Here is a 23,308-nt window from a genome sequence, read left to right as displayed (position 1 = left end):
TTACCTGCCCCACCAGACGGGCATCGGCTGCCCGAGGCCATAGACGAAGATGATGACGACCAATGCCGCGGTCGTGACCGCGAAGATCACCGTCTCGACGAGATTGACGCCGCGCCGCGCATAGGCAGCGAACATGATCAGCAGGATCGAGGAGATCACCGCGCCGATCTGGGCGATCAGCAGGCCGAAGGCGGCAATCGCCAGCAGGATGAAGATGATCGGGCGGAACTGGATGCGTTCGATGGCCGGGCCTTCGATCGCCAGCGACTTTACCGTGACGATCACGCCGATCAGGGCGATCAGGCCGCAGATGATCATCGGGAAATAGCCAGGACCCATGTTGCGGGCGGAACCGAAGGTGAGGTCCGAGCCGACAAAGAGGCCGATCGCGCCGAAAAGGATGAACAAGATGCCCGCGCCGAAATCCTGCGGACTTTTGATTACCATGGTTTCCTCCCTGAAAACCTGACTGTTGAAGCGATCTGGCCACCCTTGGGCGTCAGCCAAACCGTCATTATGCATGCTCCTCGGACCGCGCCTCGACCTCGCCGCCTTGAATTCGTCTATAGGCAACTAGATTTGACTATATACAAGAGTATTCCTCTTGTCAGTCAATCGAATTCCGCTGTCCTCTGTCCACCAGATACCACAGCTATCCGGCGTTTTCGATCTTATCGCAATAATATCAGGAAACCAGATATCGCAGGTGTAATCGGTGACATTCTTTCCTGTTTTTGAACCGGGTATTGAAACTCTGAGATGTGAGCATCTTCCTCCAAGGACCTGCCCGCATGCTTCAGTGTGGCAGATATGAAATTGGTTTTTAACAAAGTCAATTATACTTTATCAAAAATAGTTGACAGGCGCGGGCGCACCGGAGAGATTGGTCGCCAGCATTTCAAAGGATACAAAATGAAGATTTCTGTTGTGGGAGGCGGAATTGGTGGTCTGACAGCGGCATTGTCGCTGCTCCGCCAAGGATTTGACGTTGATGTCTACGAACAGGCGGTCGAGTTGAAAGAAGTCGGCGCCGGCGTTCAGGTCAGCGCCAATGGCACGCGAATCCTGTTTTCGCTCGGGCTCGAGGACGACATCATGTCGATCGCCGCTCAGGCGGAGGGCAAGGAGATTCGCCTCTGGAACAGCGGGCAGACCTGGAAACTGTTCGACCTCGGCCCGCTGTCGATCGAGCGTTACGGCTTCCCTTACATAACCATCCATCGCAACGACCTGCACCAGACGCTGGCCGCAGGCGTGCGCCGCATCAAGCCTGATGCGATCAAGCTCTCCAAGAAATGCGTCGGGATCACCCAGGACGACAAGGGCGCGACGATCACCTTCGCTGACGGCACCACCGCGACCTCCGACATCGTGGTCGGCGCCGATGGCGTGCATTCGAAGATCCGCGAGACGCTGTTTGGCCGCGACGACCCGAAATTCACCGGCATCGTCGCCTGGCGCGGCGTCATCCCGGTCGAGCGCCTGCCGGAACGCATGCTGCGCCCGGTCGGCACCAACTGGATCGGCCCCGGCGGCCACGTCATCCAGTACCTGCTGCGCGGCGGCAAGCTGATGAATTACGTCTCGGTCGTCGAGCGCGCCGACTGGCAGGTCGAATCCTGGTCGGTCGCGGGCACCGTGGAAGAGTGCCTTGCCGACTATGAAGGCTGGCATGAAGACATCCGCACGATGATCAAGGCAATCGACGTGCCTTATAAATGGGCCCTGATGTTGCGCCCGCCGATGGACGACTGGACCCGCGGCCGCGTGACGCTGCTCGGAGACGCGTGCCATCCGACATTGCCCTTCCTCGCGCAAGGCGCGGTGATGGCGATCGAGGACGGTTTCGTGCTCGCCCGCGCGCTTGCCGAGAACAACGGCAATTACGAAGCGGCCTTCGCCGGTTACGAGGCGGCCCGCGTCGAGCGCACCGGCAAGATCGTCCGCGGCGCCGAAGGCAATCTCAGCCGTTTCCACAATGCCGCGCTGAAGGATCCGAAGCTCGCCGAGGACTACGTCAACGCCGAATGGCAGGAAGACAAGGTCAAGCAGCGCTACGAATGGCTGTTCACCTACGACGCCACCTCGGTGCCGGTCGTGGCGGGAACCAGGTCGCCGGAAGCGGTTGCCTAGGGGCATATTCGCAGCTCAATCTGGAAAGCCTGCTCGCCGGTTCCGTCGGCCGAGCGGGCGAAGCATAATGGGTAGGACACCATGACCACCAAGGCGGAATGGCAGCGGATCCCGCTGATCGTCTCCTTTCCGGAGACCGCGAAATATACTGAGACCTACGGCTTTGCCGGCAATTCCGGCAGGGTCAACCTGGAGGGCCAGCTTCTGCGCGGCGCCGGTGCGCCGTCGAAGACGGTCTATGTCTTCATGCATCCAACCTCGACGCTGCAGCTCCTGCCGATGCCGACGGCGCTGGCGGACGCCGGTCTGCACGTGCTTTGCGCCGCAAGCCGTTATCCGAAGAACGATACCGCTCTGATCATGGAAAAGGTGGCGATCGACCTCGGCAAGTGGCTCGATTATGCCCGCGGCGAGCTTGGTTACGAGAAGGTGGTGCTGGTCGGCTGGTCGGGCGGCGGTTCGCTATCGCTGTTCTACCAGGCACAGGCGGAAAACCCGACGATCACCCACACGCCGGCCGGCGACGAGGTCAACCTCGTCGAAGTGGGCCTGAAGCCGGCCGACGGCGTGATCTTCATCGCCGCCCACCTGTCGCGTGCCGAAACGTTGACCGAATGGCTCGACCCGTCGGTTCTCGACGAACTGGACCCGGATCTGCGCGACCCGGAATTCGACATCTATTCGCCGGACTGCCCGCACCAGCCGCCCTATTCGGCGGAATTCATCCAGCGGTTTCGGGCGGCCCAGGTCGCCCGCAACCGCAAGATTACCCATTGGGCGCTCGACATGCTGGCGGAGTTGAAGCGCCGCGGCTCGTTCGAGCAGGAACGCGCCTTCGTCGTCCACCGCACTATGTGCGACGTGCGCTGGTTCGACGGCACGATCGACCCGAACGACCGGCCGATCGGCAAGAGCTATATGGGTGATCCGCGCACGGTCAATGTCGGCCCGGTCGGGCTCGCCCGCTTCACGACGTTGCGCTCGTGGCTATCCCAGTGGAGCTACGACCTGTCGAATGCCAAGGGTCCGATGAACGCGGCGCTGATCAAGCGCTCGCCGGTGCTGCAGATCGAGAACAATGCCGACGAGGCGGTCCCGGCGACACACAATCCGACGATCCGGGCGGCGCTCGCCACCGAGAACAAGGAATACATGACCATCCCGCACGCGACCCACTATTACCTCGGCCAGCCGGAGCTCTTAAAAGCCTGCATCGACCGGGTGATCGACTGGAGCAGGCGGCAGGGGTTGTTGTCTTGAAAGACAAGCCGGAGCTTGTCGGGGGCGGGCTCCGGATCATCGGGAGGTTTGACCGTGAGCTTTAATGAAAAGCACCACCGTCAAGGCTGGATCGGTGGTGCTCCGATTTCATCTCCCGCCTTCACGGCGGGATCGGGGACCGGCCATTCGTCCGGTCCCCGATTGGCTACCTCAAGCCGCAGCCGACTTCGCCGCAATCATCCCGGCCTTCTTCTTCACCCATGCCTTCATGGCGTCATGGGCTTCCGAAGCCGCCTGTTCCAGATAGCCCGGCTCTTCCGTGCGGGCCGTCACTTCGAGGCGAAGGCCGTTCGGGTCGAAGAAGTAGATCGAGTTGATGAACTCGTGGTCGATGACGTCGGTGGTCTTCACGCCGGCATCCTGAAGACGCTTCTTCATCTGAAGAACCTCTTCGACGGAATCGACTTCCATCGCGAAGTGCTGGACCCAGTCCGGCGTGTTCGGCGAGGGAAGCGGCATGGCGTTTTCGCCGAGGTCGAAGAAGGCCATGTAGGAGCCGTCGCCCATTTCGAAGAAGAAATGCGCGTAGGGCTTTTCTTCGCCCGTCGACGGCACCTTGTCGGCGGTCATGCAATTGACCAGCGGCAGGCCAAGCAGGTCCTCGTAGAACTTGCGAGTCTCCTCGCCATCGCGGCAGGGGTAGGAAAAGTGATAGAGTTTGCGAAGCTTTGGTGCGTCAACCATGGTGGTTCCTCCATATCCAGGCTTGTTGCATTGGCCGTGATGGTAGGCCCTTGCCGACCCTCCCATGTCCACCTTGCAGGTGGACATGCCCACGACGGATTTATTCTCAACCCTGGAGGCGTCAATGCCTGCGCTTGATGGAGACAACGTGGCCGTCATGGCTGCCCTCGTGGACGAGGTCGGCGAGCCCGGCTTTCCCGAAAAATTGCTGGAAACCCTGCGCGGCATCGCCGGCACCGATTTCTGTTCCGCCTTCCAGGCCGAGGAAGACGGGTCGCTCACCTATCTCTTCGCCTGCGGTTATCACTCGACCATTCCGGGCTTTGCCGAGCGCGCCTCGCTCGACTATGCCCGCCGTTATTGGCTACGCGACCGGGTGACCCGCCAGATGCTGAACGGAGGCCCCGGACTTGCCAAGGTGCAGGTGGTGCGCCAGGCTTGGAACGGCATCCGCGATCCCGAATACCGCCGAGACTGTTACGAGCGCGCCCATGTGCTGGAACGCCTGACCATCTATCATTCGGAGGAGCCGCGGATCTTCGCCAGCCTCTATCGCACCCGCGAAAGCGGCCCGTTCCCGCTCTCCGCGGTCGAACGGCTGGAAGCCTCCGCGCCGCTGCTGATGGCCATGGTCGTCAAGCATGTGCGGCTCCAAGGCAGGCCGCAGACGGCACCGTTGCATCCGCCGCAGCAGGAGATCGCCGGGCGGCTGCTGCAGGCGGGGTTTGCACTTTCGGGCCGTGAGGCAGAGGTTTCCGCCGGCCTGCTACTCGGCCGCACACATCGGGAAATTTCCGAAAAGGTCGGGCTCGCGCTTTCGAGTATCGTCACCTACCGTCAGCGTGCCTATCGCAAGCTCGGGGTCAGCGACCGGCGCGGGCTCGAAGCGCTTTATGAAGGAATTTCACGCGCCTAAGCGTATTAATCAGGGGAGAAGTTTCAAATGATTTCGATCAAGGACCGTATTGCCATCGTCACCGGCGCCAGTTCGGGCATCGGCTGGGGCATCGCCAAGGCGATTGCCGCTGAGGGTGCCTTCACCGTGCTTGCCGCCCGCAGCGCCGACAAGCTTGAAAAACTGGCGGCCGAGATCGAAGCCGACGGCGGCCATGCGTTCGTCGTCCAGACCGACGTCACCGATGACGCGCAGGTCGAAAAGCTGTTCGTCACGGTGAAGGAAAAATACGGCCGGCTCGACATCCTGATCAACAATGCCGGCATCGCCGATCATACGCCGGTCGAAAAGCTCACCAACGAGCGCTGGCACGAGGTGATCGGTGCCAACCTGCACTCGGTCTTCTATTGCAGCCGCGCCGCCTTCGTCATCATGCAGGAACAGAAGCGCGGCCGGATCATCAACATGGGCAGCCTGTCGTCCAAAGTTCCGCGCGGCCATACCGCCGCCTATACGGCGAGCAAGTTCGCGCTCGAGGGCCTTACCCGTTCGCTCGCCGTCGACGGCCGCGAGCACGGCATTGCGGTCTCCATGGTGCATCCGGGCTCGACGGTCAGTTCGCTGGTTCCCGGCATCACCGACAAGGTCCGTCCCGCAACGATGATGCCTCTGGATGTGGCACGGATCGTCGTGCTGATGGCGACGCTGCCGGACGACGTGAACCTTTACGAGAGCATCATCCTGCCGGTCGAAATGCCATTCCTCGGCCGCGGTTAAGCATCGGGTCAGCACGACGTCAAACGGCTTTCTTTTCGCCAGGCCTGAGACTGAAAGCCGCTTGACGCATATTCGGGTCCCTGATATCCATTTCCCCAGTAGGGAGAATTTGCTATGGAAAACCAGACCGAATCCGCTGCCGCCGGCCAGAACAATGGCAAGTGGGGCGAATATGTTACCGTGGATTTCGACGAGGGCATCGCCTGGGTGACGCTCAACCGTCCGAAGCAGCGCAACGCCATCAACCCGGGCATCGTCTGGGAAATGAACGCGATCATGGATGCGCTGGAAGAAGACGACCGCTGCAAGGTGATGGTCGTCACCGGCGCCGGCGAATCCTTCTCGGCCGGCATGGACCTGAAGGAATATTTCCGCGCCACCGACAAGGTGCCGCCGATCCAGCGCGAACGCCTGTTCCGGGCGAACGCCGCATGGCAGTGGCGCCGGATGATGTATTTCCCGAAGCCGACCATCTCCATGGTCAACGGCTGGTGTTTCGGCGGCGCCTTCCAGTTCCTGGTCGGCTGCGACCTGGCCATCGCCTCGGAAGACGCCATCTTCGGCCTTTCTGAAATCAACTGGGGCATCATCCCCGCCGGCATCGTCACCAAGTCGGTGCTGGAGACGATGAGCTTCCGCGACGCGATGTATTACATCATGACCGGGGAAACCTTCACCGGCCAGCAGGCTGCCGACATGAAGCTGGTCAACAAGGCCGTTTCGCCGGACGAGCTGAAGGCCGAGACCCGCAAGCTCGCCATGACGCTGATCGGCAAGAACCCCTTCGTGCTGCGCCAGGCCAAGACCGCCTGCCGTTTCACCCGCGATCTCACCTGGGAACAGGCCGGCGAATATCTGATGGCGAAGTCCGATCAGACGGAACTCCGCGACCCGGAAAACGGCCGCAATACCGGCATGAGCCAGTTCCTGGACGAGAAATCCTTCCGCCCGGGCCTCGGTGCCTACCGTCGCGACTAAGAAGTGGCTCCCATGGCTGATACGATGACCACCGCTCCCAAGACGCTCGATCCGGCCAAGCCGTTCGATCTTGACCGTCTGCTGCGCCCACGATCGATCGCGATCGTGGGCGCGTCGCCGGATCCCGCCTCGATCGGCGGCGGCGTGCTCGCCAATCTCGAACTCTTCAAATATGCCGGCGACCTGCATCTCGTCAGCCGTTCGCGCGGCGAGATCAACGGTCGCCCCTGCGTGAAGACCATCGGCGACCTGCCCAAGGGCGTCGACGTGGTGATCCTCATCGTGCCACAGGTGGCGATCAGGGACTCGGTTCTTGCCTGCGTCGAGCGGGATGTGGCGGGCGTCATCGTCTACTCTTCCGGTTTCGCCGAAGCCGGTGAGGAAGGCCGCCAGCAGCAGAATGAGCTTGCTGAGATCTGCCGCAAGGCGGGCATGGCGATGCTCGGACCCAACTGCATGGGCTATACCAACTATGTCGACGGCATTCCGCTGACTTTCGAGCCGGTCGACCTGCGCGGCGTCGGCGAGCGCTCCAGAGTCGCCATCGTCGCCCAGAGCGGTGCGACGGCGGCCAATATCCGCTTCGCCATGCATTCGCGCGAAATCGCGGTTTCCTATGTGATCGCCACCGGCAACGAGGCGGTGATCGCTGCCGAGGACTTGGTCGGCTGGCTGATCGAGGACAAGGACAACGCCGTCGTCGCGGTCTATGTCGAGCAGATCAAGAATCCTCAGAAGTTTCTCGCCGTCGCCCGGCGCGCCCGCGAACTCGGCAAGCCGATCGTCATGCTGCATCCGGGTTCCAGCGAGCGCGGCAAGCAGGCGGCGCAATCGCATACCGGCGCACTGGCCGGCGACCACGCGCTGATGCAGGCCGCCGTCCGCAACGAAGCCGTCGCGCTGGTCGAGACGACCGACGAACTATTCGACGTCACCGCGATCCTTGCCCGTTATCCGTCGCCGCCGCCGGGTGAAGCCGGCATCGTCACCAATTCCGGCGCCATCCGCGGTCTCTGCTTCGATTTCTGCGAACGCGTCGGCCTGCCGATCGCGACACTGTCGGAAGAGGTGCATGCGGAGCTCACCACGCAGGTGCCGCCCTATGTGCATGTCGACAACCCGTTCGACATCGGCACCACCGGCTTCTCCAATCCCGGTATTTTCGGAACGTCCACGGCATCCATGCTGAAGGATCCGAATGTGGGGATCGTCTTCCTGTCGCACGCGGGCGGCTCGCCGCCGATGCAGATCAAGAAGTCGGACGCCATCATTCCGGTCGCCGCGACCGCGACAAAGCCGGTCATCCTCAACATCGTCGGCGATGACTATCCGCTCGACCCGACCTTCATGAAGGCGGTGCGCGACAGCGGCATTCCGTTCTTCCGCTCGCCGGAACGCGCCATGCGCGCCATGGCGGTGGTGATGAATTATGCGGCTGCGCTCGCCGCCACCAACGACCGGGCGCCGGAAGGCGAACGGATCGGCAAACTGCCGCCCTCCGGCCTTGTGGTCGAGTATGAAGGCAAGCGGATCCTTACCGATCTCGGCATCCACATCCCGAAGGGCGCTTTGGCAAAATCCGCCGACGAGGCCGCGACGATCGCAGCCGATGTCGGTTATCCGGTGGTCATGAAGGCGCAGGCGGCCGAACTCGCCCACAAGAGCGATGCCGGCGGCGTCATCGTCAATATCGCCGACGAGGCGGCACTTCGGGCGGCGCATGAAAAGATGTATGCCAGCATTGCCAAGCACAAGCCGGGCCTCAAGCTCGACGGCGTGCTGATCGAGGGCATGGCGCGCCAGGGCCTCGAAATGGTGGTCGGCGCCAAGCGCGATCCGCAATGGGGTCCGGTCGTACTCGTTGGCCTCGGCGGCGTCTGGATCGAGGCTCTCGCCGATGCTCGCCTGCTGCCGGCCGATATCAGCCGCGAGCGGGCGATCGCCGAAATCCACAAGCTGAAGGCATCGAAGCTGCTCGGGGCCTTTCGCGGCCAGCCGGCGCGCGATGTCGAAGCAATTGCCGACGTGGTCGTCAAGCTCGGCGCGCTGATGCGCTCGGAGCCTCAGATTGTCGAAGTCGATATCAATCCGCTCGTTGTCTATGGCGAGGGGGACGGGGCTTTGGCTCTCGACGCGCTATTCGTGGTGCGCTGAGGGCATTGCCCCCTGCCGTTTTTTATGGTCGCCGCGAGGGAGGAAACCGTGACGCAGACCCATTCTTATGGTGAGTTGAAACTTTTCGTGGATGGCGAATGGCTCGGCGCGGAAGGCCGGGTTATCGAGGACGTCATAAATCCTGCGACCGGCGAGGCAATCGGCGCCTTGCCGCACGCAACGCCGGCGGATCTCGAGCGAGCCGTCGCAGCCGCGACCCGCGAATTCAAGGCATGGAAGGCGATGACCGCCTTCGACCGCGCCAAGATCATCCGCAAGGCGGCTGATCTGCTGCGCGAACGGGCGAACGAGATCGGCCGGCGCATGGTGCTCGACCAGGGCAAGCCGATCGGCGAAGCGATCCCGGAAGTGCACATCTCGGCCGACATTCTCGACTGGACCGCCGACGAAGGCCGCCGTACCTATGGCCGTATCGTGCCTTCACGCGTGCCCGGCGCCCGCTGGATGGTCACGAGGGAACCGGTCGGGGCCGTCGCCGGTTTCACGCCCTGGAATTTCCCGGGCGTTATTCCTGCCCGCAAGATTTCCGCAGCGCTTGCGACCGGCTGCACCATGGTCATCAAGCCTTCGGAAGAGACGCCGTCGACCGTGCTCGAAATCGCCCGGGCGCTGCAAGATGCCGGCCTGCCGAACGGCGTGCTGAACGTCGTGCACGGCAAGCCGGCGGATGTCTCCGAACACCTGATTGCCGCAGACGGCATCCGCAAGATCACCTTCACCGGCTCGACAGCCGTTGGCCAGCATCTCGCCGTCCTCGCCGCGAAAGCCGGCGTCAAGCGCGCCACGATGGAACTTGGCGGTCACGCCCCCGTGCTGATCTTCGAAGATGCCGATATTGACCACGCGATCCGCGTCATGGTGCACGCGAAATACCGCAATGCCGGCCAGGTCTGCATTTCGCCGACCCGGTTCTACGTACATGACAGCGTCCACGACAAGTTCGTCGACGGTTTTGCCAAGGCGGCTTCGGCCTTGAAAATCGGCGACGGTCTCGACCCGTCGAGCCAAATGGGGCCGCTTGCCAACAGCCGCCGCGTGCCGGCGATGGAGCGCATGGTCGCCGATGCCGTGCAGCGTGGCGCCAAGGTGAAGGCCGGCGGCGAGCGCGGCAGCAATCGCGGTTATTTCTTCCAGCCGACGGTTCTCGCCGACGTGCCGCAGGACGCGATCATCATGAATGACGAGCCTTTCGGCCCGGTCGCGGTCACTGCCCGCTTCACCTCCTTCGACGAGGTGATCGAACAGGCCAACCGGCTGCCCTACGGCCTTGCCTCCTACGCCTTCACCCGGTCCAGCCAGACCGCGGCGATGGTCAGCGACGCACTCGAAGCCGGCATGGTCGGCATCAACAACAACTTCATCTCGATGGCCGAAACGCCGTTCGGCGGCGTCAAGCAGAGCGGCTACGGCTCCGAAGGCGGCACCGAGGGCATGGACGCCTATCTCGTCACCAAAATGACCAGCCTGTCATAAGGTCCCGGACCTTTTAGGAGAACATGATGACCATTGAAGCAAGCGATCTGGGCGGAGAGAACGTCAAGGTCGAATTCGAAGACGGCATTGCCTGGGTGAAACTGAACCGCCCGGACAAGCGCAACGCCATGAGCGTCGGCCTTGCCGAAGACATGATCCGGGTACTCGACGCGCTTGAAATCGACGACCGCGCCGGCGTCGTGATCCTCACCGGCGAAGGCGAAGCCTTTTCCGCCGGAATGGACCTCAAGGACTTCTTCCGCGCGACCGACGGCGGCTCCGACATCCAGCGGATGCGCGCCTATCGCTCCACCCGCGCCTGGCAATGGCGCCTTCTGATGCACTACGCCAAGCCGACCATCGCCATGGTCAACGGCTGGTGTTTTGGCGGCGCCTTCACGCCGCTGATCTGCTGCGACCTTGCGATCGCCTCCGAAGACGCCGTCTTCGGCCTGTCGGAAATTAACTGGGGCGTCATCCCCGGCGGCGTCGTCTCCAAGGCGATCTCGACGCTGATGAACGACCGCAAGGCGATGTATTACGTCATGACCGGCGAAAAGTTCGGCGGCAAGATGGCCGAGCAACTCGGCCTGGTGAACGAGGCGGTGCCGGGCGACAAGCTTCGCGAGCGCACCGTCGAGATCGCCCGCGTGCTCCTCGAAAAGAACCCGACCGTGCTCCGCCAGGCCCGCATGGCCTATAAATACGTGCGCGAGATGACCTGGGAAGAGTCGGCCGAATACCTGACCGCCAAGGCCGACCAGACGACGTTCGTCGACCCTGAAAAGGGCCGCGAAAAGGGGCTGTCGCAGTTTCTTGACACGAAGACCTATCGCCCGGGGCATGGGGCTTACAAGCGCGAGGAGTGAGGGCTTCCGCGCGTCAGACTCACAAAGCGGATGGAGGCGTGGAGCGGAGCGGCAAGCCGATCTCCCCCCTTGAGGGGGAGATGCCCGGCAGGGCAGAGGGGAGTGCCGCGGCACGCTCTTCTGCAGTTGAGTTCGCGACGCGGCCCCCTCTGTCACCTCCGGTGACATCAAGGGGAGATCTGGGAGTTTGCCGCGCCGCCTCACTTCATCCAACCACGAGACCCAATCATGGACCTGAACTATTCGGACGAGCAGCTTCTGTTGAAGGAAAGCGCCGAGCGGTTCCTGAAGGATCGCTACGACTTCGAGAAGCGCAACAAGATCGTCGCGTCGGAGACCGGCTTCGATGCCGGCATCTGGTCCGAGATGGCCGATCTCGGCTGGCTGGCGCTGCCGTTTGCCGAAGAGAACGGCGGGCTTGGCGGCGGCGCGGTGGAAATCTCGCTGATCATGGAAGCAATTGGCCGCGCTTTGGTGGTCGAGCCCTATCTCGCATCCATCATTCTCGCCGGCGGGTTAGTCGAAAAGCTTGGCTCCGAAGAGCAGAGAGCCGAGATCCTCGGCGGCCTGATCGCTGGTACGTCGCGTCCGGCGCTCGCCCATGCCGAGCGGCAGAGCGGTTTTGACCTCGGCAATATCGCCGCCACCGCGACCCCCAGCGGCGAGATCTATCGCATCTCCGGTGAAAAGCCGCTGGTTGCCGGCGGCTCCTTCGCGGATATCTTTCTGGTCTCGGCCAAGCTCGATGGGATAGTAAAATTGTTCGTCGTGCCTGGGGATGCTGCCGGTCTGACCCGCACCGAAGTGAAACTCGTCGACGGCAGCCGTGCCAGCGATCTCGTCCTCGACAATGTCTCCGTGCCCGCTTCGGCGCTGCTGGGTGCCGCAGCCGATACGCTCTTCGAAATCGAGGCGGCCCATGACCGCGTCAATGCGGCGCTCGCCTCGGAAGCGGTCGGCATCATGGATGCGCTGATCGACGCGACCGTTGCCTATACCAGGGAGCGCGTGCAATTCGGCAAGCCGCTCGCCGCCTTCCAGGCACTGCAGCACCGCATGGCCGAGATGGCGGTGAAATGCCAGGAGGCCCGCGGTTCGGCATTGCTCGCCACGCTTTCCGTCGACGCGCCGCGCCCGATGCGCATCCGCGGCGTTTCCGGCGCCCGTGCGAAGATCGGCAAGATCTCCCGCTCTGTCGCGCAGGAGGCGATCCAGCTGCATGGCGCCATGGGCTTTTCGGAAGAGATGCCGATCGGCGCCTGGTTCCGCCGACTCTATGCGATCGAAAACACGTTTGGCACCACCGCGGACCACCTGAAGCGCTATGGCGAGATCATCCGCGATCCTGCCATGCTCTCCGGCAGCTTGCTGCGTGAACCCGTCTGAGGAGATTTCCATGGATCTGTTGATGACGGAAGAAGAGGTTCGGTTCCGGAACGAGGTGCGGACATTCCTCGACGGCCATCTGGATGATGATTTGAAGCGCGCCGAGCGGCTAAACCCCAGCTTCCTCGCCGACCCCGCCATCGGCCTCAAATGGCAGGCGAAGCTCAACGACAAGGGCTGGGCCGCCCCATCCTGGCCGAAACAATATGGCGGCACCGGCTGGACGCTCGCCGAGCGCTACATCTTCGATCAGGAATGTGAACGGGCCGGCGAGCCACATTTTCGCGGCGCCTCGATCAAGATGATCGCCCCGGTCATCATGCGCTACGGCAACGAGGCGCAGAAAAGCTTCTACCTGTCGCGCATCCTGAGTGGTGAGGATCTCTGGGCTCAAGGTTATTCCGAACCGGGCTCCGGCTCCGACCTTGCCTCGCTGAAGTCCAGGGCGGTGCTCGACGGTGACCAATACATCGTCAACGGCTCAAAGATCTGGTCGACCCTGGCGCATCACGCCACGCGGATGTTCGCACTGGTACGCACGGCTGACACGGGCAAAAAGCAGGAGGGCATCACCTTCATCCTGATCGACCTGACATCGCCGGGCGTCACCATCCGGCCGATCCGCTCGATCTGCGGCACCCACGAGTTCAATCAGGTCTTCTTTGACGACGTGAAAGTGCCGGTCTCGGATCGCATCGGCGAGGAAGGCGAAGGCTGGGATATCGCCAAATACCTGCTCGAATTCGAGCGGGGCGGCGCCTTCGCCGGCGGAGTATTGCGGGCTATGCTGACGCGCCTGCATCGGCTCGCCTCCCAGCCACTGCCGGACGGGCGAACGATGATCGACGATCCGCTGTTCATGGCACGCCTTGCCGAGATCGCCACGGATGTGGACGCCAATGACATGCTGGAGCTTTCCGCCATGTCCAAGGTCCAGGCGGGCGGTAATCCGGGGTCGGTGCCGTCCTCGACGATGAAGATCGAGCGCAGCCGCATCCGCCAGTCGATCGCCGAATTGGCTGCCTCGATCCTCGGCCCCGATGCGCTGCGCTTTGAAGAACACCGGCCGCTGCACGAGCTGCCGGAGGAAAGCGACATCGATGAAGAGCGCACGGTCGCCTCCGCCGTCTATTTCAATTCCCGCTCCCAGAGCATTTTCGGCGGCAGCAACGAGATTCAGCTGGAGATTATCGCAAAGACGCTGCTGAGATGAGCGTCTCCTGAAACCATATCCCATCCAGCGCGTTACCGGCCGAACCCATCAACCCGGAGAACGCCCGTTGGATATCATCCGCATTCTGCTCGCCTTCATCCTGCCACCGCTCGGCGTGTTTCTTCAGGTCGGCCTTGGCCTGCAATTCTGGCTAAACATCCTGCTCACCCTCTGCGGCTGGTTGCCGGGCATCGTGCATGCGCTGTGGGTGATCCTCCGCAAATAGCCGGGATCGAAGCGCGTATCGACGAGGATAACGGCTAAAGCCTCTAGGCGGCGATATCGGCGATTTCGCCTGTCTGCCAGAGGATACGCGGATCGGACATGTCGCCGCTTTCCATATCGACCTGAACAGAGTACGCCGCGACGCCGACGAAGCGGTCAGCCATGGCGCGGGCGATCTTCTCGGCAGAAGCGGCATTCGAAGCCACGCGCATCTCGCCAGGCGTCACGTTGCCCCGCACTTTCTTGAACGGCAGCACGATGAATTTTTCTGACCTGGACATGGCGGTTCCTTCTTCGGCGCCACTCTGTCGATATGCGCGCCTTGAAGTCAACAGCGGCTGCCGGAAATAGCCCATACCCCAAGTTGACACAGGTTTGCGGCACCGGAATAGTGGCTCGGTTTCAACGGGTCCAGTTTATGAATATTCGCTTTTTCCAACCCGCCGACGCAGAGGAACTGGCCTGCCTCTTTGAGGAGATGCAGGCCTATTACGGTGTCTTCTGCCCGCCGCGCCAAGCGATCCTGAGCGGGATTCTCAACCGTCCTCCGCAGACCGAATTCCTGGTTGCCGAGACTGACCGCATCATCGCCGCTGCGGCATTTGCCGCCATCTATCCCGGACCCGGCCTGCAGCCCGGGTTTTTCCTCAAGGAGCTTTATGTCGCGGGGTCAGAGCGCGGCCGCGATATCGGCGCCGCGCTGATGAAGCGGCTGGCAGGGCTGGCAGTCGAGCGCGGTTTCGGCCGCATCGACTGGACGGCGGCGCGGGCCAATGAGCGGCTTTTGAAATTCTACGACGAGCTTGGCGGCGACCGGAAGGAAGACCGGATCTTCTATCGACTCGAAGGCCCGAAGCTGAAGGCGCTGGCCGGCCTGGAATAGCTATCCCTTATGACCCTGATATTGCGGCAGGTCGTCGGTGATCTCGTACCAGGGCGCTTTCGAGCCGACGAAGATATGGTGTGACGGCCGGATTGCCGGGGCATCGACCAGCGTGCCCATCGCCACATGCACCCAGGCCGCCTCCCGCACCCGCGAATAGAGAAGCGAACCGCAGGTCTTGCAATGGGCGTCATGATTTTCGGCATCCCCGAAGATCAGCAAGCCGTCTTCACCCTTTACCACCGCAAATTTCTGCCGTTCGATGCCGGCGAAGGGCTTGAAGGCAGAGCCGGTAGTGCGGCGGCAATCCGAACAATGGCAATTGGCCGCGTAAACGAAGGCGTCCTCCACTTCGTAGGCGACTGCGCCGCAAAAACATTTGCCGGTTAACCTCGTCATCGCATGATCCCGCCCAGATACCCGTTGATAGGCGCACTCCCGGCGCCGTCGATGCAGCCGCGGCCGCCATGGCAGATTACGTGGAGTGGCTGCGGAATAAAGGCTTATCACCGAAAATTGAAGGGAGGCACGCGGAGCGGAGTCGCCCTGCATCGGCGCTGTGTTACAGTTTTAAGCAATCGATAACGCAGTGATTGGATTGCCAATGCTTACAACACTCGCGATGCTCATCAGCCTTTCCGCCGCTGCCACCGCCCCGATGGTCGCGCAGCAAAAGGGAGGCGAAGTCGATGTGGAGTTGGTTCTCGCGGTCGATACGTCCCGCTCCATGGATTACGAGGAAGTCAGCGTCCAGCGCGAGGGCTATGTCGAGGCGCTCAAGCACAGGGAATTCATCGCAGCGGTAAAGACCGGACTGAACGGTCGCATCGCAGTGAGCTATTTCGAATGGGCCGGCGACGTCGTGCCGGAATCGGTCATCGATTGGACAGTGATCGAAAACGAACAGGACGCGATCAATTTCGCTGCCAAGCTCGAAGCCCGGCCGATCGTTACCCAGCGCCGCACCTCGATCTCCGCGGCAATCGCCCAAGGGGCAACGATGATTGTCGCCAATTCCTATCGCGGCGCTCGGCAGGTGATCGACATTTCCGGCGACGGGCCGAACAATTCCGGCAATCCCGTCGTCCCGGCCCGCAACAAGGCCATGGAGGCGGGCATCATCATCAACGGGCTGGCGATCATGCTGCGGCCCTCGGGCGCACCTGGCGGGCTCGACAAATATTACGGCGACTGCGTCATCGGCGGACCCGGCTCCTTCGTGCTGCCGGTTCACAAAATCGAGGATTTTGCCGTGGCGGTACGCCGCAAGCTGGTCCTAGAGATCAGCGGACTCATGCCGCCCGCAATCGTGCAGAAGGCAGCCAGCAACCAGCCGTCCAGCGACTGCCTGGTCGGGGAAAAGCAATGGCAGGACCTGTTCGACCGCTGACCCGTTCGTTCTCCCGCTCCTGCATGTCCGGAACATTTCTCACGCTTTCCGAGTTCCTGCCCGCTTGACGAACAAAGGGGAGGAGCCGGCGTTGAACGGTGTCACGGCGGAACAGGGCGATGACGCAGGCGGAAGTCGAAACTTCCTGATCGGTCTCGGACGTGGCGCTGCCGGCGCCATGCTGTTCGGCATCCCGATGCTGATGACCATGGAGCTCTGGCAGCTCGGCTTCTACATCGAACGCTGGCGCCTGCTCCTGCTGTTGATCGCCAATATTCCGCTTCTGATATTGCTCGCCGACCAGATCGGTTTTGAGCGTACCTCCACCGTAGCGCAAGCCTGTCGCGACGCCACCATCGCTTATGGTCTCGGCATTATCATAAGCGCGGTGGGTCTCGTCATGCTCGGCGATATCAAGCCCCACATGCCGCTCTCCGAAATGCTCGGCAAGATCGCCATACAGTCCGTGCCGGCCAGTATCGGAGCGTTGCTCGGCCGGTCCCAGCTTGGCGGACAGACCGGCGGGGATGAACGCGAGGACGGCGCGGAGGAAAGGGAAGGCGGCGACGCAGTGCCCGACGAAATTTCCACCAGTTACAGTCGCGAGCTTTTCCTGATGGCGGTCGGCGCGCTCTTCCTCAACCTCAACGTCGCACCGACCGAGGAAATCATCCTGATCGCCTACAAGATGACGCCGTGGCATGCGCTCCTGACGATCGGCCTGTCGATCGCCATCATGCACGGGTTTGTTTATGCGGTCGCTTTCAAGGGCACCCATGAAATTTCGAAGGAAACGCCGTGGTGGCATGCTTTCTTCCGCTTCACTTTGCCAGGCTACTTGGTCGCGATGCTGATCAGCCTCTATGTCCTGTGGACCTTCGGTCGACTCGACGACACGGCACCGACCCAGATGCTGATGTCGGCTGTCGTCCTCAGCTTCCCCGGCGCAATCGGCGCCGCTGCCGCTCGCCTCATCCTGTAACGAGTGATCGATGACAACCACAGCCAACAAACGCCACAGGGAAGTCAAGGAGCCGCACTGGATCGAATGGGCGACCGGGATGATTTCGGCGCTCATCGTTGTCGCAACGATCGGCCTGGTCGGATACGAGGCCTGGACGGACGAGGATATGCAGCCGGAATTCTCCATCGCCATCACCGAGAGGCGACCGGTGGAAGGCGGCTACCGTGTCGCCTTCGATATCGCCAACAAGGCGACGGCGACGGCTGCTGCCGTTATTGTGCGTGGCGAGATTCTGGATGGCGGCAAGCTGATCGAAGACGCCGACGTCACCTTCGACTATGTGCCGGCAAAATCCAAATCCTCCGGCGCCATCCTGTTTTCCGAGGATCCGGGCACCCGCGAGGTGCGGGTCCGGGCGATCGGCTATATCGACCCGTGAGGGATCATCAATATCACTCCGGCGTCACCCGTTCGAACAGGTGTTCGTAGGATAAAACCAGCCCTTCGCCGTCGATGACGAGGTCCGCTTCGAAACCTGCGGAAAGGCCGAGATCGACGTAGCGCACCCGGCCCGGACCCTGGCGGTCGTAACGCTGGCTCGACCGCGCCACCGTGAGCGCTGGACCATCGATGAATGCCGTATCCAAAGTCAGGCTGGCTCCCTTCTCCTCTGCGGTCCTGCGGATCGGAAAGGTGTTGCAGAACGGAGTGACCGACAGGTACGGCTCCTCCGCGCCATCGAGGTCGGGGCGGGCCGTGTCGTTGACGCGCCAACCTTTGCCGACGCGTTCCAGGTGCAGCAGGCCATGGCCTTGCCCATTCCAGCGCTCGACGGTGACCGATTGAGCACGCCAGCCGGGATCGAGCCGCCAGCGATGATCGAGGCGAAAGCCGCCGGCTTCCAGACAGAGCACCGTCGACGTCGCGGTGACGACGTCCGGCTCGACCGAAAGCTCCAGCCTTTCAAACCCTTCGATATCGGTCCGACGCCAGAAAAATATGGACGTGCTCATGCCCGAAACTCCTCCCAAAGATATCCGATTCGCCGGACTACTCCGGTACCGCCGAAATGTAGCGTCGCGCGATCATCCAGCACGCCAGCGCCCAGGTCGCGCCTGCGCACCAGCCGCCGAGGACGTCGGTCGGATAGTGGACGCCGAGATAGACCCGGCTGAAACCGATGATGAACGTCAGGAAGATCGCCGCGCCAATCAGGAAGATCCGCGTGGAACGATAAGGCTGGGCGCGCGACAGCAGCGCTCCGAGCGTCAGGTAGGTGACGGCAGACAGCATCGCATGGCCGCTCGGAAAACTGAGGTCGCTGACTTCGACCAGATGCGGCACGATATCCGGCCGCGGACGCGCCACGCCGAGCTTCAGCAGCGAACTGACGAGCCAGCCGCCGGCGATCGACAGGAACATGAAGAGAGCAATCGCCCTTTGCCGCGACAAAAGCAGGAAAGCGGTTCCCATCACGGTCATCAGGGTCAGCACGGTGACGCCGCCGAGCGCAGTGATATCCCCCATCGCATGGTTGAGCCAATAGGGGCCGAGTGGCGTCGCAAGATCTGTAGCGTCCCGCAAGGCGAGCAGGATCTTTTCGTCGAAGGCATGCGTTTCGCCCTCCAGAACCTCGTCGGTCAGCCTGAAGAAGACGAAAAGCCCACCTGCCAGAAAGGCGACCATCATCAGGCCGATCGGCTCGAAAGTCATGACCCTTTCGACCACTTTTCGTGTCACGCGCTGATGGAATGCCATCCAAGCTCCTTGTTCAATTTCAGTTCACGGCCGACCGCATCGCGCGGAGCGGCCGATCCATCGAAGGCGGCTGCACGATCCGATATCGGGCCTCGATCAATCCGTAGAGACCGAAGGCGAAAAGCCCGATCGCCGCCAATCCGTAAAGGATCGCTCCGAAGGGAAGCCGGCGCACCCAGGCAAGCGCATCCGCCATGCCGCCAGCCTGGTTCGGATCGACCGCGAAGGCGGCATAGATGAAGAACCCGCCGATAATGAGGAAAATGGCGCCCCGCGCCAGCAGCCCGTAGGTGCAGATGCCGTTGAGGGCGGTCCGGTTCTGGAACCCGTTTTCGAAATAACGCAGATATCCTCCTTTGATGCCCTTTACCGCCTGGGCGCAGCCGGCGCCGACGATCGCCAGGCCGACGCAGGCGACGAGATAAGGCCCGAACGGCTGCTGCATCAGCCAGGCGGTCCAGCTTTCGCGGCCGCCGGACGATCCGCTGCCGAGGCCGAGATGCAGGGCCTGTCCGACCGCATAGAAGGCGAGACCGGTATAGGTCGCGGCGCTGACGAGCAGACCTGCCCTGACCAGATACCCCTTTGCATTATTCTCATGCCGGTCGGTATTGAGGATCGATTGTGCCACCCGCCAAAGAATGAACCCGATCAGGCCTATGCCGATCAGGCCGAGCCAGATCTGCCCGAAGGGCTGTGCCAGCACGATCTGCAGGGCGGATTTCGAATCCGGCTCGCCACCGCCGAGGGTCGAGAGTGAGGCCATGCCGGCAATCAGGATGTATACGATGCCCCGCGCCGCATAACCGGACCTCGCCAGCCATTCCAGTTTCCTGTCCATGTCCATCCCGATCTCCCCGAAAGATCGACAGGAACGTACCCGGATGACCGCGGTTCCGGAATCGACGCCGCTCGGTGATTTAATGGCCACCCTCGATAACTGCACCGGATCATTCTCCGAAGGCGCGGGGCGGGAGAGACCGGCGGGAATTAAAACCGATCGGCCAATCGGTCATCTCACGGTTGGAACAATTTGGTGACAATTCGTGTGCGCTGGCATTGGATCATTCTTCCGCCATATGCGTTCTCCAACGCTGCCTGACCCGCTTACATGAGTCTCAACAAGGGCGGCTGAAGAATTATAAGGAGTACAGGGATGAAGAAGATTGTTGCCGTGGCGCTCGCCGCTTTGCCGGTCGTAACCAGCGCCGGAGCCGCCTTTTCCGCCGATTTGATCACCCGCCGGGACCGCGTTCCGGTTTATGAAGAACCGGATCAGCGCGGTGGGGTACGCATCGGCTATCTGGATTGCTCGATCGGCGGTGGCGTCGGTTACGTGCTTGGCTCCGCCAAGGAAGCCGACTGCGTCTTTACAACGGCAATCGGTAGCGAACCCCTCGACCGCTATACCGGCACTGTGCGCAAGATGGGGGTCGATCTCGGCTTCACCACACGCTCGCGGCTGATCTGGGCGGTCTTCGCCCCGACCGCCGGTTATCACCACGGCTCGCTCGGCGGCCTCTACCAGGGCGCCACCGCCGAGGCCACCGTCGGTGCCGGCATCGGCGCCAACCTCCTTGTCGGCGGCACCGCCGGCTCCATCCACCTGCAGACGGTGAGCGTCACGGGCCAGCTCGGCCTCAACGTCGCCGCCACCGGCACCTCGGTGACGCTGACGCCAGCGGGCTGAGGTTTTAAAGTGCATTCCTTCCCCGGAAACGGGGGAGGGCCCAAATGAGGTAGAGCATTTCGCGAGCATGAGTTCTCTCCGGCCTCTTGCTCCACGCCGCTCACATTCATACCTTAAGAGACGGTATGGTTAGCCTTTGCAGACCCTTGCGGGGTTCCGGACCGCGTATTGCCTCATCAGGATTTGCATCATGGATATCGAGAAAAGTTTACGGTCGGTCGTGGCCGTGCGTGCTTCAATTCCGGACAACGCCTTTACGGCCAATACTCTCGGCACCCGCCGGGAAGGTAGCGGCGTGGTGATCCGCGAAAACGGGCTGGTCCTGACGATCGGTTACCTGATCACCGAAGCCGAAGACGTCTGGCTGACACGCCAGGACGGCCGCGTCGTGCCGGCTCACGCGCTCGCCTACGATCAGGAAAGCGGCTTCGGCCTGGTACAGGCCATGGCGCCGCTTGATCTGCCGGCACTCCAGATCGGCGATTCCGCCACCGCGACGCTCGGCGATCCCGTTGTCTTCGCCGATGGCGAGGGAGAATATGTGCGCGGCAATATCGTCGCCAAGCAGGAATTCGCCGGATATTGGGAATATCTGCTGGACGAGGCGATCTTTATCGCGCCCGCCCATCCCTCCTGGGGCGGAGCGGCGCTGATCGATACGGAAGGCAAGCTGCTCGGCGTCGGATCGCTACGCCTGCAGATGAGCAAGGGTGGAGAGATCGCCGACATTAACATGGTCGTGCCGATCGACCTCGTGAAGCCGATCCTCGACGATCTCCTCAATCGCGGCGAGTTCAACCGCCCGCCACGCCCGTGGCTCGGCGCCATGTCGGCGGAAAGCAACGGCGAAGTAGTGGTCATGAGCGTCACCGAGAACGGACCGGCGGCCCAGGCCGGCCTGAAGCGCGGCGACGTGATTTCGGAGATCCGCGACGGCGAGGTCGACGGACTTGCGGATTTCTACCGCAAGATCTGGAACAGCGGCCCTCCGGGCGCCGAAATCCCGATGCGAGTTTTGCGCGACGGACGTGAGGCCTGGCTGAGGGTGAAGTCGGCGGACCGGAACGATTTTTTGCGGAAGCCGCAGTTGCAGTGATCTCTTCTCCCAGTTGGAGGGAGAAGAGATTGGTGCCGCTACCGTACCAGGATCGCCCGGAAATCATTGACATTGGTCCCGGTCGGCCCGGTATCGAACACGTCGCCAATCGCCGAAAACCCTGAAAAACTGTCGTTCCCATCGAGCAATTTGCGGCCATCCAAACCTGCGGCGCGCAGACGCCTTGCCGTCGTGCCATCCGCGAAGGCGCCGGCATTTGTCTCCGAGCCATCGATGCCGTCCGTATCGGCGGCAAGCGCGGTGATCTCATGCCCGTCGATGGCCAGCGCCAAGGCGAGCGCGAACTCGCCGTTGCGGCCGCCCCGACCACCCTTGGCGCGCAGCGTCACCGTCGTCTCCCCACCCGACAGCAGAACCGCCGGTTTTGCGAACGGCCGGTCGCGGAGCGACACCTCGCGGGCAAGCGCCGCATGCACCAGCGCCACATCACGCGCTTCGCCTTCGACGGAATCGGAGAGGATGTAAGGCGTCACGCCATGGGCGCGCGCGACCGCCGCTGCTGCCTCCAACGATACGCCAGCCGAGGCGATGACGAAATGCTCGTGGTGGGCAAAGGCCGGATCGTTCGGTTCCGGCGCGTCGGCGGCCGGCGAATTCAGATGCGCGGTCATCGCAGCCGGCAGTTCCAGCTTGTATTGCTCGACGATCGCAAGTGCATCCTGGCGCGTCGTGGCATCCGGAATGGTCGGGCCTGAGGCGACGAAGGCCGGGTTGTCGCCGGGAATGTCCGAGACGATCAGGCTGACGACGCGGGCCTTGGTCGCCGCCGCAAGCCGGCCGCCCTTGATGGTGGAGAGATGTTTGCGAACGACATTCATGGCCGAGATCGGCGCGCCCGAGGCAAGCAGCGTCTCGTTCAGGGCGATCTCGTCTTCCAGCGTCAGCCCTTCGGGTGGGGCAGGCAGCAGCGCGGAACCGCCGCCGCAGACGAGCGCGATGACGAGGTCGTTTTCGGAGAGGCCTGAAATCGTCTCGACCAGCCGTTTTGCGCCGGCGAGGCCCGCCGCATCCGGCACCGGATGCGAGGCCTCGAGTATCTCGATCGACGTCGTTTCACAACCATAACCGTAGCGGGTCACGACCACACCGGTCAGCGGCCCGGTCCACACGTTCTCGAGTGCCGCGGCCATCTGCGCGGCGCCCTTGCCAGCGCCGATGACCACGGTTCGGCCGTTCACGGGCGGGGCAGGCAGGTGTTTCACGATGCCGGTCAGCGGATCGGCGGCCTTCACGGCGGCGGCAAACAGCGCCTCCAGCAATTCCCGGTCGGTCATCGCGTCTCCTCCTCTTGGTCGTCCGCGCCCTTTCGATCACGGTGCTTAACAGCCGTCAACCGGGCTTGTTCATGTATCGGTCCCCTCAACCGGAACAAAGCGAGCGAGTGTCGGTTGTCCCATGGGCTCATCAAACGAAGGAG

Annotated in this window: 25 protein-coding genes; 17 read left to right on the top strand and 8 right to left on the bottom strand. The window is 62.4% G+C overall.

What is annotated here, in order from left to right; translation table 11 throughout:
- Positions 1-447 (bottom strand): tripartite tricarboxylate transporter TctB family protein, encoded by a 447-nt coding sequence (locus RG540_RS22940; protein WP_051900268.1) that lies wholly within the window; start codon positions 445-447, stop codon positions 1-3.
- Between the two features lie 465 nt (positions 448-912).
- Between RG540_RS22940 and RG540_RS22935 the strand changes: the two genes are divergently transcribed.
- Both RG540_RS22935 and RG540_RS22930 read left to right on the top strand, forming a co-directional pair.
- Positions 913-2,133, top strand: a complete 1,221-nt coding sequence (locus RG540_RS22935; RefSeq protein WP_041363839.1) for an FAD-dependent monooxygenase — start codon at positions 913-915, stop codon at positions 2,131-2,133.
- Between the two features lie 81 nt (positions 2,134-2,214).
- On the top strand, positions 2,215-3,393 hold the full coding sequence (locus RG540_RS22930) for an alpha/beta hydrolase family protein (protein WP_041363838.1): 1,179 nt from the start codon (positions 2,215-2,217) through the stop codon (positions 3,391-3,393).
- A 171-nt stretch (positions 3,394-3,564) separates the two neighbouring features.
- Here RG540_RS22930 and RG540_RS22925 read toward each other — a convergent pair whose 3' ends face one another.
- Complete coding sequence (locus RG540_RS22925) at positions 3,565-4,098, bottom strand: VOC family protein (RefSeq protein ID WP_041363837.1); 534 nt, start codon at positions 4,096-4,098, stop codon at positions 3,565-3,567.
- 124 nt (positions 4,099-4,222) lie between these two features.
- Here RG540_RS22925 and RG540_RS31215 point away from each other — a divergent pair, with 124 nt between their 5' ends.
- The 9 genes from RG540_RS31215 to RG540_RS31450 all read left to right on the top strand — a co-directional run bounded on the left by RG540_RS31215 (position 4,223) and on the right by RG540_RS31450 (position 14,090).
- Positions 4,223-5,014 (top strand): helix-turn-helix transcriptional regulator, encoded by a 792-nt coding sequence (locus tag RG540_RS31215; protein WP_051909702.1) that lies wholly within the window; start codon positions 4,223-4,225, stop codon positions 5,012-5,014.
- A gap of 27 nt (positions 5,015-5,041) precedes the next feature.
- Positions 5,042-5,770, top strand: coding sequence for an SDR family oxidoreductase (locus RG540_RS22915; RefSeq protein WP_041363836.1), 729 nt, complete (start codon positions 5,042-5,044; stop codon positions 5,768-5,770).
- Between the two features lie 114 nt (positions 5,771-5,884).
- Positions 5,885-6,748: a p-hydroxycinnamoyl CoA hydratase/lyase gene (locus RG540_RS22910; RefSeq protein ID WP_046599283.1), complete on the top strand. Its 864-nt coding sequence runs from the start codon at positions 5,885-5,887 to the stop codon at positions 6,746-6,748.
- 12 nt (positions 6,749-6,760) lie between these two features.
- The gene (locus tag RG540_RS22905) at positions 6,761-8,902 is read left to right on the top strand and encodes an acetate--CoA ligase family protein (protein WP_244446744.1); all 2,142 of its coding nucleotides are present in this window, start codon (positions 6,761-6,763) and stop codon (positions 8,900-8,902) included.
- A gap of 48 nt (positions 8,903-8,950) precedes the next feature.
- Positions 8,951-10,396: an NAD-dependent succinate-semialdehyde dehydrogenase gene (locus tag RG540_RS22900; RefSeq protein WP_041366222.1), complete on the top strand. Its 1,446-nt coding sequence runs from the start codon at positions 8,951-8,953 to the stop codon at positions 10,394-10,396.
- A gap of 26 nt (positions 10,397-10,422) precedes the next feature.
- On the top strand, positions 10,423-11,265 hold the full coding sequence (locus RG540_RS22895) for a p-hydroxycinnamoyl CoA hydratase/lyase (RefSeq protein WP_041363834.1): 843 nt from the start codon (positions 10,423-10,425) through the stop codon (positions 11,263-11,265).
- 228 nt (positions 11,266-11,493) lie between these two features.
- The gene (locus tag RG540_RS22890) at positions 11,494-12,651 is read left to right on the top strand and encodes an acyl-CoA dehydrogenase family protein (RefSeq protein ID WP_041363832.1); all 1,158 of its coding nucleotides are present in this window, start codon (positions 11,494-11,496) and stop codon (positions 12,649-12,651) included.
- A 10-nt stretch (positions 12,652-12,661) separates the two neighbouring features.
- A complete protein-coding gene (locus RG540_RS22885; protein ID WP_041363830.1) occupies positions 12,662-13,864 on the top strand; it encodes an acyl-CoA dehydrogenase family protein in 1,203 nt (400 codons plus the stop codon).
- A gap of 67 nt (positions 13,865-13,931) precedes the next feature.
- Entirely contained in the window at positions 13,932-14,090 is a 159-nt protein-coding gene (locus RG540_RS31450; protein ID WP_041363828.1) for a YqaE/Pmp3 family membrane protein, read from the top strand.
- A gap of 43 nt (positions 14,091-14,133) precedes the next feature.
- Here RG540_RS31450 and RG540_RS22875 read toward each other — a convergent pair whose 3' ends face one another.
- Positions 14,134-14,370 carry a hypothetical protein gene (locus tag RG540_RS22875; RefSeq protein WP_040123933.1) on the bottom strand — a complete coding sequence of 79 codons (237 nt, stop codon included), beginning with the start codon at positions 14,368-14,370 and terminating at the stop codon, positions 14,134-14,136.
- Between the two features lie 137 nt (positions 14,371-14,507).
- On the opposite strand from RG540_RS22875, the gene RG540_RS22870 reads away from it, so the two are divergent.
- Complete coding sequence (locus RG540_RS22870) at positions 14,508-14,972, top strand: GNAT family N-acetyltransferase (protein ID WP_051909698.1); 465 nt, start codon at positions 14,508-14,510, stop codon at positions 14,970-14,972.
- Here the strand turns inward: RG540_RS22870 and RG540_RS22865 are convergent, their stop codons facing one another.
- Positions 14,973-15,371 carry a GFA family protein gene (locus RG540_RS22865; RefSeq protein ID WP_041363827.1) on the bottom strand — a complete coding sequence of 133 codons (399 nt, stop codon included), beginning with the start codon at positions 15,369-15,371 and terminating at the stop codon, positions 14,973-14,975.
- Positions 15,372-15,576: 205 nt separating this feature from the next.
- Between RG540_RS22865 and RG540_RS22860 the strand changes: the two genes are divergently transcribed.
- From RG540_RS22860 to RG540_RS22850, 3 genes are all read left to right on the top strand, one after another.
- On the top strand, positions 15,577-16,362 hold the full coding sequence (locus RG540_RS22860) for a DUF1194 domain-containing protein (RefSeq protein WP_041363825.1): 786 nt from the start codon (positions 15,577-15,579) through the stop codon (positions 16,360-16,362).
- A 91-nt stretch (positions 16,363-16,453) separates the two neighbouring features.
- Positions 16,454-17,344, top strand: a complete 891-nt coding sequence (locus RG540_RS22855) for a TIGR02587 family membrane protein (RefSeq protein WP_041363823.1) — start codon at positions 16,454-16,456, stop codon at positions 17,342-17,344.
- 10 nt (positions 17,345-17,354) lie between these two features.
- Positions 17,355-17,765: a TIGR02588 family protein gene (locus RG540_RS22850; RefSeq protein ID WP_041363821.1), complete on the top strand. Its 411-nt coding sequence runs from the start codon at positions 17,355-17,357 to the stop codon at positions 17,763-17,765.
- Positions 17,766-17,778: 13 nt separating this feature from the next.
- On the opposite strand, the gene RG540_RS22845 is transcribed toward RG540_RS22850, so the two are convergent.
- Genes RG540_RS22845 through RG540_RS22835 form a run of 3 tightly spaced genes read right to left on the bottom strand, consistent with a single transcriptional unit; the run spans position 17,779 to position 19,931 of the window.
- Complete coding sequence (locus RG540_RS22845; RefSeq protein WP_041363820.1) at positions 17,779-18,339, bottom strand: putative glycolipid-binding domain-containing protein; 561 nt, start codon at positions 18,337-18,339, stop codon at positions 17,779-17,781.
- A gap of 37 nt (positions 18,340-18,376) precedes the next feature.
- Positions 18,377-19,084: a phosphatase PAP2 family protein gene (locus RG540_RS22840; protein WP_041363818.1), complete on the bottom strand. Its 708-nt coding sequence runs from the start codon at positions 19,082-19,084 to the stop codon at positions 18,377-18,379.
- A gap of 19 nt (positions 19,085-19,103) precedes the next feature.
- Positions 19,104-19,931: a DUF1206 domain-containing protein gene (locus RG540_RS22835; protein ID WP_041363816.1), complete on the bottom strand. Its 828-nt coding sequence runs from the start codon at positions 19,929-19,931 to the stop codon at positions 19,104-19,106.
- A gap of 309 nt (positions 19,932-20,240) precedes the next feature.
- Between RG540_RS22835 and RG540_RS22830 the strand changes: the two genes are divergently transcribed.
- Both RG540_RS22830 and RG540_RS22825 read left to right on the top strand, forming a co-directional pair.
- Complete coding sequence (locus RG540_RS22830; RefSeq protein ID WP_040123928.1) at positions 20,241-20,774, top strand: DUF992 domain-containing protein; 534 nt, start codon at positions 20,241-20,243, stop codon at positions 20,772-20,774.
- Between the two features lie 190 nt (positions 20,775-20,964).
- Positions 20,965-21,870 (top strand): S1C family serine protease, encoded by a 906-nt coding sequence (locus tag RG540_RS22825; protein WP_041363813.1) that lies wholly within the window; start codon positions 20,965-20,967, stop codon positions 21,868-21,870.
- Positions 21,871-21,908: 38 nt separating this feature from the next.
- On the opposite strand, the gene RG540_RS22820 is transcribed toward RG540_RS22825, so the two are convergent.
- On the bottom strand, positions 21,909-23,165 hold the full coding sequence (locus RG540_RS22820; protein WP_041363812.1) for a glycerate kinase type-2 family protein: 1,257 nt from the start codon (positions 23,163-23,165) through the stop codon (positions 21,909-21,911).
- Positions 23,166-23,308 lie beyond the last annotated feature (143 nt).

Source organism: Neorhizobium galegae bv. orientalis str. HAMBI 540 (assembly GCF_000731315.1).
Classification (GTDB): Bacteria; Pseudomonadota; Alphaproteobacteria; order Rhizobiales; family Rhizobiaceae; genus Neorhizobium; species Neorhizobium galegae.
This window is presented reverse-complemented; position numbering and strand designations above follow the sequence as displayed.